Genomic DNA, 14,052 nt, shown 5'->3' on the forward strand with positions numbered 1-14,052 from the left:
TTACGGCCGTAGTTCAGTTGTTCAACAGTATATTGTTGCTGTGCCACAACGCACTCCTCAGATAGACAGCTTTTTAATGCGTTTGCCGCCGTAAAGCAGGTTGACGATGGCACGGGTTCCGACGATTGATGTAAACATCGAGGTTGCAACACCGATAGCCGTGGTGATAGCAAAGCCTTTTATCGAACCGGTACCCACCGCATAAAGAATAATCGCCGTGATCAGGGTAGTAATGTTGGCATCAACGATACTGGAGAACGCGCCTTTATAGCCTTCATGAATCGCCTGCTGAACGGAACGCCCGTTCTTCAGCTCTTCCTTAATACGTTCGTTAATCAGTACGTTGGCATCAACCGCAACCGCAAGGGTCAGTACGATACCGGCAATACCCGGCATGGTCAGCGTTGCTCCCGGCAGCAGAGACATGATCCCAACAATCAGAACCAAGTTAGCTACCAGCGCGGTTGTCGCAATCACACCAAACTTACGATACCAAACCACCATAAACAGAATTGACGCGACCAGACCCCACAAGCAGGCTTCCAGACCCTGAGTAATGTTCTGCATACCCAAAGTTGGACCAATGGTACGTTCTTCGACAATCTGAATTGGCGCAATCAGCGCACCCGCACGCAGCAGCAGAGAGAGCTGGCGAGCTTCATTCGGATCGTTAACACCGGTAATGCGGAAGCTGTTACCCAGACGTGACTGGATAGTCGCGACGTTGATAACTTCTTCTTGCTTAGCCAGAATCGAACGACCGTTAGCATCTTTCTTGCCGCTGTCTTTGTACTCCACAAACAGGGTCGCCATCGGCTTACCGATATTGTCCTTGGTGAAGTTAGACATTGCGTTGCCGCCTGCGCTGTCGAGGGAGATGTTAACCTGCGGCTGGTTGTACTCGTCCATGCTAGACGTGGAGTCAGTGATGTGGTCACCGGTCAGGATCACGCGCTTGTACAAGACAACCGGACGCCCATCACGAGTATTTTTCACTTCACTGTCGCCCGGCACGCGGCCAGAAGCTGCGGCAGTTGCATCAACGTTGGTGTTAACCAGACGGAATTCCAGCGTTGCCGTCGCACCCAAAATTTCTTTGGCGCGGGCAGTGTCCTGAATCCCTGGCAGCTCAACCACGATTCGGTCTGAACCTTGACGCTGTACCAGCGGCTCAGCCACACCCAGTTGGTTTACACGGTTACGCAAAATGTTGATGTTTTGCTGAACGGCGTATTCACGGGCTTCGCTCAGGCGATCATCAGTCATAACGACGCGCGCGGCATTGTCGCCACTGGCGGTGATGACTAAATCACGGTGACGCGGGGAAAGATAGCTAACGGCGCTGTCGCGAGTTGCGGCATCACGGAAACGCACTTCGACACCATAGTTGTCGAGTTTACGGACCGTGGCGTAAGGAATATTTTTCTCGCGCAGATCACTGCGCATGCTGTCCATGGTCTGCTCTTGCAGCTTGCTCAGCGCGGTATCCATGTCAACTTCCATCAGGAAGTGAACACCACCACGCAGGTCAAGACCGAGCTTCATTGGCTCAGCGCCCATTACGCTCAACCAGCGCGGCGTTGCTGGCGCGAGGTTAAGAGCAATAACAAATTTGTCGCCCAGGGCGCTGGTGAGGGCTTCGCGAGCGCGCAGCTGTACATCAGTGTCTTTAAAGCGGGCAAGGATTTGACCATTTTCCAGTGCAATAGATTTGCTTGGAATTTTGTCTTGATCTAATACGTTTTTGACTTGGTCCAGCGTTGCAACACTGGCGTCGGAGCCCCGAGCGCCAGTAATTTGAACAGCCGGATCCTCACCATAAAGGTTGGGAAGTGCGTATAGCAAACCGACGATGATCACAGCGATCAGCATCAGATACTTCCACAAAGGATAACGGTTTAACACGGCAGTTCCCTTCGGGAAAATCGAAAATTAAAGAGCCTTCATCGTACCTTTCGGCAGAACGGCAGCCACGAAGTCACGCTTGATCATCACTTCAGTAGTGTCGTTCAGCGCGATAACAATGAAGCCAGTTTCAGCAACTTTGCTTACGCGACCGATCAGACCACCGGTGGTCATCACTTCGTCACCTTTACCGATGGAGTCCATCAGTTTTTTGTGTTCTTTAGAGCGTTTCTGTTGCGGGCGCAGGATCATGAAATAGAAAATCAGACCAAAAACGACCAGCATGATGACCAGAGAGTAAGGACTTCCCTGTGACGGTGCGCCGGTAGCTGCGACTGCATCGGAAATGAAAAGACTCATTTAAATTCCCTCATTGTTGTTATGAAACATAACGTTAAATCGTCTGTTTCTGTTTAAGCGACTCATTTAAAAGCGCCGCCAAAAGAGCGACGCCGGTAAATCATTAAATAGAACGGGTCGTTAACACTTCAGGCTCAAAAATTAAGAGGTGGAACCTCTTTCCCTTTACGCTCGTAGAAGTCTTTTACAAACAGCTCTAATTTACCCTCTTCGATAGCCTGGCGTAAACCCGCCATCAGACGCTGGTAATAGCGCAGATTGTGGATGGTATTCAGGCGCGCACCCAGTATTTCGTTGCAACGGTCGAGATGATGCAAGTAGGCACGGCTGTAATTGCGACAGGTGTAACAATCGCAATGCTCATCGAGGGTCGAGGTATCATCTTTATGCTTGGCATTACGGATTTTCACGATGCCGTCAGTGACGAACAGATGACCGTTACGCGCATTACGCGTAGGCATTACGCAGTCAAACATATCGACGCCACGACGTACGCCTTCGACCAAATCTTCTGGTTTACCGACGCCCATCAGATAACGCGGTTTATCTTCCGGGATCTGCGGACAAACATGCTCAAGAATGCGGTGCATGTCTTCTTTCGGCTCACCTACCGCCAAGCCGCCCACAGCGTAACCATCAAAGCCAATCTCTACCAGCCCTTTTAATGATACATCTCGTAAATCTTCGTAAACGCTACCTTGAATAATGCCGAACAAAGCATTCTTATTATTCAATTCGTTGTGACGATCGCGGCTGCGTTTCGCCCAGCGCAGAGACATCTCCATTGAACGCTTGGCATAGTCCCAATCCGCCGGGTACGGCGTACATTCGTCAAAGATCATCACGATGTCGGAACCGAGATCGTTTTGGATCTCCATCGACTTTTCAGGGCTGAGGAACACCGGATCGCCGTTAATCGGGTTACGGAAGTGCACCCCCTCTTCTTTGATCTTACGCATCGCGCCCAAGCTGAACACCTGGAAACCGCCGGAGTCAGTCAGGATTGGGCCGTGCCAGTTCATAAAGTCATGCAGGTCGCCATGCAACTTCATGATTTCCTGACCCGGGCGCAGCCAGAGATGGAAAGTGTTGCCGAGCAGGATCTGCGCGCCAGTGTCTTTCACTTCTTCCGGCGTCATGCCTTTTACCGTGCCGTAAGTGCCCACGGGCATAAAGGCCGGGGTTTCAACCACGCCACGTTCGAAAACCAGACGTCCGCGACGTGCGCGGCCATCAGTAGTGCTTAATTCGTACTTCACAGTGCCTCCAGCATCAGAGAAACAGTCTGATGGGGTTACTCCGCAGAGTTATCCGCAGAAAAAGAAAGCCCGAAAGCATCGAATGCGTCCGGGCCAATGGTTACTGGCCGACCGCTTCTTGCGGAGCCAGCGGGTTACGGTTGATGAACATTGCATCACCATAACTAAAGAACCGGTACTGCTCAGCCACCGCCTGGTGGTAAGCATTCATGGTGTTTTTATATCCGGCAAACGCTGAAACCAGCATGATCAGCGTGGATTCCGGCAGGTGGAAATTGGTCACCAGCGCGTCAATCACCTGATAGTGGTAGCCCGGATAGATAAAGATCTTGGTATCGCCGAAGAATGGCGCAATCAGCGCGTCCTCTGCCGCCTTGGCGGCGCTCTCCAGTGAGCGTACTGAGGTGGTTCCCACCGCAATCACGCGCTTTCCGCGAGCTTTACAGGCCAATACCGCATCAACCACTTCTTGCGGCACTTCGGCGTATTCGGCGTGCATCACGTGGTCTTCAATGGTGTCCACGCGCACGGGCTGGAAGGTGCCCGCGCCGACGTGCAGCGTCACAAAAGCAAACTCCACGCCCTTCTCTTTCAAGGCGTCCATTAGCGGCTGGTCGAAGTGCAGGCCAGCAGTTGGTGCTGCCACTGCGCCAAGGCGCTCGCTGTAAACCGTCTGATACAGCTCGCGGTCGGCGTCTTCGTCCGGGCGGTCTATATAAGGAGGCAACGGCATGTGGCCGATCTCTTCCAGCAGAGTGAAGACATCGCGATCTTCATTAAATTCCAGCTCGAACAGCGTATCGTGACGCGCCACCATGGTGGCTTTGATATTTTCGTTATCGCCTAACAGCAGTTCTGCGCCCGGTTTCGGCGACTTTGAAGCACGCACGTGGGCTAAAATGCGTTTGGAATCAAGCACGCGCTCCACCAGCACTTCAATCTTGCCGCCGCTGACCTTGCGGCCAAAGACGCGGGCGGGGATCACGCGGGTATTGTTGAAGACCAGCAGATCACCGGCGTCGAGCTTGTCGAGCAGGTCGGTGAAAATGCCGTGCGTCAGTTCGCCGCTTGGCCCGTCCAGCGACAACAAACGGCAGCCGCTGCGCTGGGTCTGCGGATAGCGGGCAATCAGGGACTCGGGGAGTTCAAAAGAAAAATCGGCAACGCGCATGGCTTTTCACTTCAGTTAACGGACAAAAACAGGCGGCTTAGTCTAGTGGTACGGGCCTTTTGCTGCAAGCTTCTCCCCCAAGAAAGGCATATCCTGACATGTCATTGATCATGTTTCTTGCATTATACTATGCGGATGAATTTTTTAGCTCATCTCCACCTGGCCTCACTCGCCAACAGTTCGCTACTCGGAAACCTGCTGGCCGACTTCGTCCGTGGCAATCCTGACTCGCTATTTTCCACTGAGATCGTCAGCGGCATTCGCATGCATCGGCGGGTCGACGTCATGACCGACACCCTGCCGGAAGTGAAAATCGCCCGCAGCTATTTCCGCGATGATTTCCGCCGCGTTGCGCCTATCACGCTGGACATGGTGTGGGACCACTTCCTCTGCCGCCACTGGGCCACCCTCTCGCCGGACATTGAACTGGAAGAGTTTATCGAGGCTTGCCGCCAAGAGATTGAGCCACAGCTGGATGGAATGCCGGAGCGCTTTATCAATCTGAATCGCTATTTGTGGTCAGATCGCTGGATGCAGAGCTATGCCGCACTGCCCAATATCGGCAATGCCTTGTCGAATATGGCCGCCCGCCGCCCGAAACTCAGCGCGCTGGCTGGGTCATATCACGACCTCGAATTGAATTATGACGCGCTGGAACAACTTTTTTGGCAGTTTTATCCGCAGATGATGCTGCAAGCCAGACAGCAGGAAATTTGACTTAAGCAGAAAATAATCGTGAATCGCGACACAATTCTCTGCAAATCAGCCGGTTATTCATAATCAGAATTGCGACTTACTCCACAGACTGATAGTCGAATACTATCTGATTGATTGGTCTGATGGGGTTTATTCGCTTCCCCCCAGCCTCTATACTGGCTGTCGATTTATACACCCCTAATTCTTTTACCTCACCAATAGGAGTACTTATGGTCCTGGTAACTCGTCCGGCCCCAGATTTCACAGCAGCAGCTGTACTTGGTAGCGGTGAAGTTGTTGATAACTTCAACTTCAAAAAACACACTGCGGGCAAACCAACTGTTCTGTTCTTCTGGCCAATGGACTTCACTTTCGTATGTCCTTCTGAGCTGATCGCTTTCGATCACCGTTACGAAGAATTCCAGAAGCGTGGCGTTGAAGTTGTTGGTGTTTCTTTCGACTCTGAGTTCGTTCACAACGCATGGCGTAAAACCCCTGTTGAGAAAGGCGGCATCGGCGAAGTTAAATACGCGATGGTTGCTGACATCAAACGTGAAGTTCAGAAAGCCTACGGTATCGAACACCCAGAAGCGGGCGTTGCACTGCGTGGTTCCTTCCTGATCGACAAAGAAGGCGTGGTTCGCCACCAGGTTGTTAACGACCTGCCACTGGGCCGTAACATCGACGAAATGCTGCGTATGGTTGACGCACTGCAATTCCACGAAGAGCACGGCGAAGTGTGCCCAGCTCAGTGGGAAAAAGGCAAACAAGGTATGGGCGCTTCTCCAGACGGCGTAGCTAAATACCTGTCAGAAAACGCTTCAAACCTGTAATTTTTCTTTAGCCTCAGGGCTTTAAAAAATCACAAAGCGATAACGGTCAGCCCAGCTGGCCGTTTTTTTTTGGATTTTTTCCCTCATTTTTTCCCGAATAGTCATCACCGCCTTCACATTTATTTCATAAAACTCTGCGCGTTCAGCCCTATTCCATCTAACCTAAATACGTCTCATTTTTGCCTGCCGTGCTTAGCGATAAATTGGCCTGCACCTTGCATGGTTTCCTCCGGCAAGAATGAACGTTGTATAGAAAAAAAGCGTTATCACACAAGAACCTGAAGGTTCTGCACTGACAGGGTATCAAACAGGAGTTTATATGTTACTTAAATGGAAAAAGCCGTTAACCATAATGGCATTGCTGGTCAGCGGCTCACTTCACGCGGCGTCTAACCCCGCAGTAGAAGCCAAAAACGGCATGGTGGTCACCTCGCAATATCTGGCCTCTCAGGTGGGTGTCGACATTCTCAAGATGGGCGGAAACGCCATCGATGCCGCCGTGGCCGTTGGCTACGCTCAGGCGGTGGTTAACCCATGCTGCGGCAACATCGGCGGCGGTGGCTTCATGACGGTGCATCTTGCCGACGGCAAAGACACCTTTATCAACTTCCGTGAAACCGCCCCAGCCGCCGCCAGTGCCAACATGTATCTGGACGCCGATGGCAAAGTGAAAAAAGACGCCAGCCTGTATGGTTACCTCGCCTCCGGCGTTCCGGGCACCGTGCTCGGCATGGACACTGCCCAGCGCGAATATGGCAAGCTGACCCGCGAGCAAGTTATGGCTCCGGCGATTAAATTGGCCCGTGAAGGCTTTGTCCTTACCCGCGCCGACACCGATATCCTCGACACCACGGTAAAACGCTTCAAAGAAGACCCAGAGGCCGCGCGCATTTTCCTGCGCAAAGATGGCACTGCCCTGCAACCGGGCGACAAACTGGTGCAAACCGACTTAGCCAACACGCTGGAATCCATCTCTAAACACGGCACCGACGCTTTCTACAAAGGCAAAATCCCGGCTGCGGTCGAAGCTGCGTCTAACAAAGGCGGAGGCATCCTGACCGCCGCCGACTTCGCCAACTACAAAGTCACCGAGACGGCCCCTATCACCTGTAGCTATCGCGGCTACAAGTTTGTCTCAGCACCGCCACCAAGCTCCGGCGGCGTGACCATGTGCGAAATCCTCAACATCCTCGAAGGCTATGACCTGAAGAGCATGGGCTTTAACTCCGCGGCGTCCATTCACTACATGACCGAGGCCATGCGCCACGCCTACATGGACCGCAACACCTATCTCGGCGACCCAGAGTTCATCAAGAACCCTATCGATCGTCTGGTGAGCAAAAGCTACGCTGAAGAGATTCGCAAGAAGATTCAAGCAGATAAAGCCACGCCTTCTGAACAAGTTCAGCCCGGCATGGAGCCACACGAGAAGCCAGAAACCACGCACTACTCGATTGTCGACAGCATGGGTAACGCGGTTTCCACCACTTACACCGTCAACGGCCGCTTTGGTTCCGTGGTGATCGCGCCGGGTACCGGCTTCTTCCTGAATGACGAAATGGACGACTTCACGGTCAAAGTAGGTGAGAAAAACCTCTACGGTTTGGTGCAGGGCACGCGCAACTCCATCGCCCCCGGTAAGCGCCCACTATCTTCCATGAGCCCGAGCTTAGTGACTAAGGACGGCATGATCTTCATGGTTCTGGGTTCGCCGGGTGGTTCACGCATCATCACGATCACCCTGCAAACTGCCCTCAACGTGATTGACTACGGCATGCCTCCGCAGGAAGCCGTCGACGCGCCGCGTATTCACCACCAGTGGCTGCCGGATGAGGTCTATTACGAGCAGCGCGGCGTTTCAGTCGACAGCCTGAATATTCTGGCCAAGATGGGCTACAAGATGGTTGAGCAGACCCCGTGGGGCGCGGCAGAGCTGATCATGGTCGGCTTGCCGGGCGCGGTGGGCGTAACACCAGCTAACTCGGGCAATGACTCGGCGGTGTCGGGCAAAGTGCGCGAAGGCTATCTGTATGGCGCGAATGATGTGCGTCGACCGGCTGGCGCGGCCATCGGCTATTAACCTTAACCTTCATCCTTCGTGCTGTCTTGGCGTTGGCTGCCTGCCCTCACCCCAGTCACTTACTGATGTAAGCTCCTGAGGATTCGTGCAGTTGCCGCCTTGATACAGCGCGAATGATTTTGGTTAAAAATAAATATGAAAAAGCCCCGAGCTCATGTGAGCGCGGGGCTTTTCTTTTAACTGATGTAAGTACTTGCTTAGCTTTGTGCAGCCAGCTTCTTGCGGTCGTTGCGGCGTTTAAAGGCGTAACCGATCAGCAGCACGGCGACCCACACTAGCCCGGCGTAGAGAGACACGCGCGTGGTTGGGAAGTAGCCAATTAAGCCGATGATAAAGAACAAGAAGACGATAGCGATGGCCGAGGTAAACACTCCGCCGCGCAGTGGGAATTCCAGCTCGCTCACCTGTTGTTTGCTCAGTTTGCGGCGGAAGGCGATTTGCGAGAACAAAATCATAATCCACACCCAAACGGTAGCGAAGGTTGCCAGCGAGGCGATAACCAAGAAGACGTTTTCCGGCATGATGTAGTTGAGATACACCGCCACCAGCAGCGCCGCCATCATTACCAACACCGTGACCCAAGGAATGCCGCGACGCGACACCTTGCTGAACATCTTCGGCGCGTGGCCCTGACCCGCCATGCCGTGCAACATACGGCCAACGCCAAACACGTCGCTGTTAATCGCCGAAAGCGACGCGGTGATCACCACGAAATTCAGAATGCCCGCAGCAATGGTGATACCCATGTGCTGGAAGGTCAGCACGAACGGGCTGCCCTGAGTCCCGACCTGATTCCACGGGAAGATAGACATAATCACGAACAGCGTGCCCACGTAGAACACCAGAATGCGCCACGGCACGGAGTTAATGGCTTTCGGAATCGACTTCTTCGGATCTTCAGCTTCTCCGGCGGTGATACCAATAATCTCAATCCCGCCGTAGGCAAACATCACCAGTTGGAGCGAGAGAATGGTGCCCATAATCCCCTGACTGAAGAAGCCGCCGTTGCTCCACAAGTTGTGAATACCGGTCGGCTGCCCGCCGTTGCCGATACCCCAAATAATGATACCGAAGCCCGCCACAATCATGATGATGATGGTCAGCACTTTGAAGAAGGAGAACCAGAACTCCAGCTCGCCGAAGACTCTGACGCTCATCAGGTTGATGCCGCCGATGATAAGCACCACGCTCAGCACCCAAATCCAGTGCGGCACCTCGGGGAACCAGACGCCCATATAGATGCCGAAGGCGGTGACGTCGGCAATGGCGACAATCAGGATCTCGAAGCAGTAAGTCCAGCCGGTGATGTAACCCGCCATCGGCCCGAGGTAATCCTGCGCGTAGCGCGAAAACGAGCCACTCTGCGGGTTGTTAACCGACATCTCACCCAGCGCGCGCATGATGATAAACGCCACGATGCCGCCGACCAGATAGGCCAGCAACACGCTTGGCCCGGCTAACTTAATCGCGTCCGCCGAACCGTAAAACAGGCCGGTACCGATGGCCGAACCGAGCGCCATAAAGCGAATGTGTCGGGTGGTCAGGCCGCGCTTTAACTTGGTCGCTGGCGGCTCTTTCTCAACTGATTGCTGCATGTGAATTTATCCAATTCCTTTGTTCATCAAGGCTGATGAGGGACTCAAACCAATGAAAAAGCCACGGAAGGGTTTTCCGTGGCCTAATTGGCGAAACATTCTTCAAACGCAATTATATGACTGAAACGTGACGCCAGTGAACCACCAATGTCATTTACTGGTGAGCCGTCACGCTGCGCGGTCCGCTAATTTTGTCGTAAATCCCAGCCAGAACCAGCATCACCAGCGAAGGTGGCAACCATGCCAGACCCTGCGCCGCCAGCGGCAGATTCGCGGTCCAAGCTGGCATGATGTCAGCCAGAGCCGAAGCTTTGATGCCATCGACCAGTCCGAACAGCAGGCTAACCACCATCACAGGTGCCACGATGCGCGTGGTGCTATTCCACCAGCGCAGGGTGAAGCTCAACACCACCAGCACAATACAAGGCGGGTAAATCGCGGTCAGCACCGGGATAGAAATCTGAATCAAATGGCTCAGACCCAAGTTCGACACCAGCATTGAGAACAGGCCGAGGATGAACACCAGTGAGCGATAAGAGAGAGGCAGATACTGGGCGAAGAATTCCGCGCAGGCACAGGTCAGGCCTACCGCCGTCACCATACAGGCGATGAAAATCAACGCGCCGAGGAAGAAGCTACCCACGCCGCCGAAGGTGTGTTCGACATAAGCGTGCAGGATAACCGCGCCGTTAGTGGCGTCAGGCACCAGAGAGGCGCTGTTTTCGCCCAGCTTGAACAGGCTGAGGTAGACCAGCATCAGGCCGACACCGGCAATCAGGCCCGCCAAAATAGTGTAGCGAGTCAGCAACTTAGCGTCAGACACGCCGCGAGAGCGCGCCGCGTTAACAATGACAATACCAAACACCATCGCGCCCAGCGTATCCATCGTCAGGTAACCATTGACGAAACCGCTGGAGAAAGGCACGTGCTGATAGGCTTCGGCAGCAGGCATGCTCTGCCCGGCTGGCCACAGCACGGCGGCCAGACCTAACACGCCCAGCGCGACCATTTTCAGCGGCGCGAGGAAGTGGCCCACGGTGTCCAGCAGGCGGCCCGGATAGAGGGAGATGCCAATCACCAGCGCGAAGTAGACGACGCTATAGATGAACAGCGGCAGCGGGCCGTCGCCAGTTAATGGCGCGATCCCGACTTCAAAGGAGACGGTTGCAGTACGCGGCGTGGCGAACAGCGGCCCAACGGCCAGATAGCAAACCGTCGCCAGCAAGATGCCCGCGGCGCGGCCAATCGGCGAGCTCAGCGCGTCAACACCACCACCAACACGAGCCAGTGCAATCACGGTCATGACCGGTAGGCCCACGGCGGTTATCATAAACCCTGCCGCCGCCCACCAGACTGCGGGACCGGCCTGTAAACCGACCATCGGCGGGAAGATGATATTCCCGGCACCGACGAATAAGGCGAAGGTCATAAAGCCCAACGCCAAAATATCTTTGCTTGATAAACGAGTACTCATGATTGGTGTCGTGTTGCCTGTTCAAATGAATAAAGTGACCGATGCTGACGCCTGTTCTTTCGTTATAACGTCAATGAGCGAGATAACCGCCTGACAATGCCATTTCGAGGAGAGAAAGAAGCCTAAAACGCCTGATGATATGCAGATGAAAATGTTGTAATTCAGGAATAGTTCAGCGACAGCGGGCGCTAAGGTAAACGTTTATGTCGTAAAAAGGCAAGCCGAGATCCAAAAAGCAGAGCCTTAGACCAGACTTTTACCAAAAAGCAGTGCATATCACTAAGCCACTAGAGATATGCAAAACATGATATGTATGATTATCAATCAAATTAAGCACAAGATACAGACTATTGCTGATAAAAGTGCGCGAAACCTCCAAGAATCGGCCGTTTCCCGCACATTTATAAGGTGTTAATTCGGGGTAAAAATGGCGTGTGTTAGCGCGAGCTAAGCTGCTGGTTGAAAAGAAAAAAGCTGCCCAATGAGCAGCTTTGATTTTTTAACATTTGCGCCGAAGCCAGTTACTTAGAATCTTTCACTCGGCTAGGCGTGGCTTTGTTGGCTGGCACCACCAGACGCTGTGGCAGGGTAAACATAAACCGCGTTCCGACGCCCACTTCGCTCATGATATCCAGCTTGGAGTTGTGGTGGCTGAGTGCGTGCTTAACAATCGCCAGCCCCAATCCGCTGCCGCCGGTCTGCCTTGAACGCGCCTTATCGACGCGATAGAAGCGTTCCGTCAGGCGTGGCAAGTGCTGCGGCTCAATGCCCGGCCCGTTATCACTGACCTGAAACTGTGCTCCCAGCGGCGTTTGCTGCCAGCTGACTTCAATGCGTGTTCCGGCTGGCGTGTGGTTCACCGAGTTATACACCAAATTCGATACCGCGCTGCGCAGCTGATCTTCATTGCCAAACACCTGCAACTTATCGTTGATGCGGAACACAATCTCGTGGCGGCCGCTGCTCAAGGTCTGCACCTCGCGCTCCAGCATGCTCATCATCAGCGGCATATCCACCTTCTCATTGAGATCGATATTGGTGGCCGCTTCGATGCGAGACAGCGTCAGCAGCTGTTTCACCAGCCCGTCCATGCGTCGCGTTTGCTCCTGCATGGTGTCCAGCGCCTTACTGCGGAAAGGCTCTTCCAGCTTGGCGTCTTCCATCATTTCCAGATAGCCCTGCAACACGGTTAGCGGCGTGCGCAGCTCGTGGCTGACGTTAGCAAAGAAGTTGCGACGCGCCCCTTCCAATTGACGCATTTGGGTGACATCACGCGCCACCATCAGCAGCTGACCTTCGGAATAAGGCATCACGCGGAACTCAACGTAGTGTTCATTGTTGAGCTGTAAATTCAGCGCGCGGTTAAATTCGCGGTTTTGAATCCAACTGCGAAACTCGGGATAACGCAGTAAGTTGAACAGATGCTGCCCGTTATCTTCCGGCCAGCGGAAGCCCAGCAGTTCCTGAGCCAAGCCGTTACACCAGAAAATATTGCCTTCTTCGGTCGCCAGCACCACGGCATCGGGCAGAGACTCGGCTCCGCTGCGAAAACGTTTGATGAGTTGACCTAATTCACGCCGACGCCGACGGTTACGCATTTGCATCTGGTTCAACCCATAAAACAGCGGTTCCCAGCTCCAGCGGCCATTCGGCGGGGTGATGCTGCGATCGAGCCACAGCCAGTGAGAGAGTTTAAGCTGGTTGTAATAGTTCCAGCCCAGCGCCGCCAAAAGCGACGCAAACAGCAGCCATCCATAATGGCCGAAGAAAATACCGATAATTAATGCTGGCAGGCAGAACAGAAACAGTTCTCCCGCCAGACGCTTCCAGGACAGACGTTCTAACACACAGATTCTCCGCTGCGGCGAGCCAAAAGGCCCCTACATACTATACCCAATCTAATCCGGTTACCGAGCGCGGCCTTGCGCACCGACAACCTGAATTATCAAGGGTATAAATGACTCAGTAACGCGTAGAGAACCGGTAGCCCGTTCCACGTACCGTTTGAATCATTCTGTCATGTCCGCTGGTTTCTAACGCTTTACGCAAGCGACGAATATGAACGTCTACCGTGCGATCTTCAACATATACGTTAGTGCCCCAAACGTTATTCAGCAACTGCTCGCGGCTGTAAACGCGCTCGGAATGGGTCATAAAGAAGTGCAGCAATTTGAATTCTGTCGGCCCCATGTCCAGCGCCTGCTCGTTCGCCATGACGCGATGAGAGGATGGGTCGAGGCTCAGCCCCTGCATGTCGATCACTTCTTCCACCGCCATCGGGGAAATTCGACGCATCACGGCTTTAATACGCGCCACCAGCTCTTTCGGGGAGAAAGGCTTGGTGATGTAGTCGTCCGCGCCCACTTCCAGGCCGCGAACTCGGTCTTCCTCTTCGCCACGGGCGGTGAGCATCATGACCGGGATTTCACGCGTTAGCGCTTCGCGTTTGAGATGTTTGATAAACTGAATTCCGGAACCGCCCGGTAACATCCAGTCGAGCAAAATAAGCTCTGGGAATGGCTCAATCAACCGGGCAACTGCCGAGTCGAAATCTTCTGCTTCCACTGCCTGATAGCCGTTTTGTTCCAGTACAAAGCACACCATTTCACGGATCGGAGCTTCATCTTCAACCACTAAAATACGTCTAGCCATCGTAGGTCCTGCCAAAAGGTTAGCGAT

Annotated in this window: 11 protein-coding genes; 3 read left to right on the forward strand and 8 right to left on the reverse strand. The window is 53.6% G+C overall.

What is annotated here, in order from left to right; translation table 11 throughout:
* Positions 1-57 precede the first annotated feature (57 nt).
* From secD to queA, 4 genes are all read right to left on the reverse strand, one after another.
* Complete coding sequence (gene secD / locus GEAM_RS13785; RefSeq protein ID WP_072009905.1) at positions 58-1,905, reverse strand: protein translocase subunit SecD; 1,848 nt, start codon at positions 1,903-1,905, stop codon at positions 58-60.
* Between the two features lie 27 nt (positions 1,906-1,932).
* Positions 1,933-2,265 carry a preprotein translocase subunit YajC gene (gene yajC / locus GEAM_RS13790; RefSeq protein WP_034792440.1) on the reverse strand — a complete coding sequence of 111 codons (333 nt, stop codon included), beginning with the start codon at positions 2,263-2,265 and terminating at the stop codon, positions 1,933-1,935.
* A gap of 134 nt (positions 2,266-2,399) precedes the next feature.
* A complete protein-coding gene (gene tgt / locus GEAM_RS13795; RefSeq protein WP_034792442.1) occupies positions 2,400-3,524 on the reverse strand; it encodes a tRNA guanosine(34) transglycosylase Tgt in 1,125 nt (374 codons plus the stop codon).
* Between the two features lie 100 nt (positions 3,525-3,624).
* A complete protein-coding gene (gene queA / locus GEAM_RS13800) occupies positions 3,625-4,695 on the reverse strand; it encodes a tRNA preQ1(34) S-adenosylmethionine ribosyltransferase-isomerase QueA (RefSeq protein ID WP_034792445.1) in 1,071 nt (356 codons plus the stop codon).
* A 135-nt stretch (positions 4,696-4,830) separates the two neighbouring features.
* On the opposite strand from queA, the gene GEAM_RS13805 reads away from it, so the two are divergent.
* From GEAM_RS13805 to ggt, 3 genes are all read left to right on the forward strand, one after another.
* Positions 4,831-5,412, forward strand: a complete 582-nt coding sequence (locus GEAM_RS13805) for an ACP phosphodiesterase (RefSeq protein WP_034792448.1) — start codon at positions 4,831-4,833, stop codon at positions 5,410-5,412.
* 209 nt (positions 5,413-5,621) lie between these two features.
* On the forward strand, positions 5,622-6,224 hold the full coding sequence (locus GEAM_RS13810) for a peroxiredoxin C (protein WP_034792450.1): 603 nt from the start codon (positions 5,622-5,624) through the stop codon (positions 6,222-6,224).
* A 319-nt stretch (positions 6,225-6,543) separates the two neighbouring features.
* The gene (gene ggt, locus GEAM_RS13815; protein WP_034792451.1) at positions 6,544-8,304 is read left to right on the forward strand and encodes a gamma-glutamyltransferase; all 1,761 of its coding nucleotides are present in this window, start codon (positions 6,544-6,546) and stop codon (positions 8,302-8,304) included.
* Positions 8,305-8,501: 197 nt separating this feature from the next.
* Here ggt and proY read toward each other — a convergent pair whose 3' ends face one another.
* From proY to phoB, 4 genes are all read right to left on the reverse strand, one after another.
* Positions 8,502-9,899 carry a proline-specific permease ProY gene (proY, locus tag GEAM_RS13820; RefSeq protein ID WP_051899524.1) on the reverse strand — a complete coding sequence of 466 codons (1,398 nt, stop codon included), beginning with the start codon at positions 9,897-9,899 and terminating at the stop codon, positions 8,502-8,504.
* A gap of 154 nt (positions 9,900-10,053) precedes the next feature.
* Complete coding sequence (gene brnQ / locus GEAM_RS13825; protein WP_034792453.1) at positions 10,054-11,373, reverse strand: branched-chain amino acid transport system II carrier protein; 1,320 nt, start codon at positions 11,371-11,373, stop codon at positions 10,054-10,056.
* Between the two features lie 521 nt (positions 11,374-11,894).
* Entirely contained in the window at positions 11,895-13,220 is a 1,326-nt protein-coding gene (gene phoR / locus GEAM_RS13830) for a phosphate regulon sensor histidine kinase PhoR (protein WP_034792456.1), read from the reverse strand.
* 115 nt (positions 13,221-13,335) lie between these two features.
* A complete protein-coding gene (phoB, locus tag GEAM_RS13835; protein ID WP_034792463.1) occupies positions 13,336-14,025 on the reverse strand; it encodes a phosphate response regulator transcription factor PhoB in 690 nt (229 codons plus the stop codon).
* Positions 14,026-14,052: the final 27 nt, after the last annotated feature.

The organism is Ewingella americana ATCC 33852, from assembly GCF_000735345.1.
GTDB classification, from domain to species: Bacteria; Pseudomonadota; Gammaproteobacteria; order Enterobacterales; family Enterobacteriaceae; genus Ewingella; species Ewingella americana.

Excerpts from the sequence above, each read along its gene's own strand:
- yajC (WP_034792440.1), bottom strand. The coding sequence starts at position 2,265 with ATGAGTCTTTTCATTTCCGATGCAGTCGCAGCTACCGGCGCACCGTCA.
- queA (WP_034792445.1), bottom strand. The coding sequence starts at position 4,695 with ATGCGCGTTGCCGATTTTTCTTTTGAACTCCCCGAGTCCCTGATTGCC.
- GEAM_RS13805 (WP_034792448.1), top strand. The coding sequence starts at position 4,831 with ATGAATTTTTTAGCTCATCTCCACCTGGCCTCACTCGCCAACAGTTCG.
- GEAM_RS13810 (WP_034792450.1), top strand. The coding sequence starts at position 5,622 with ATGGTCCTGGTAACTCGTCCGGCCCCAGATTTCACAGCAGCAGCTGTA.
- ggt (WP_034792451.1), top strand. The coding sequence starts at position 6,544 with ATGTTACTTAAATGGAAAAAGCCGTTAACCATAATGGCATTGCTGGTC.
- proY (WP_051899524.1), bottom strand. The coding sequence starts at position 9,899 with ATGCAGCAATCAGTTGAGAAAGAGCCGCCAGCGACCAAGTTAAAGCGC.
- brnQ (WP_034792453.1), bottom strand. The coding sequence starts at position 11,373 with ATGAGTACTCGTTTATCAAGCAAAGATATTTTGGCGTTGGGCTTTATG.
- phoB (WP_034792463.1), bottom strand. The coding sequence starts at position 14,025 with ATGGCTAGACGTATTTTAGTGGTTGAAGATGAAGCTCCGATCCGTGAA.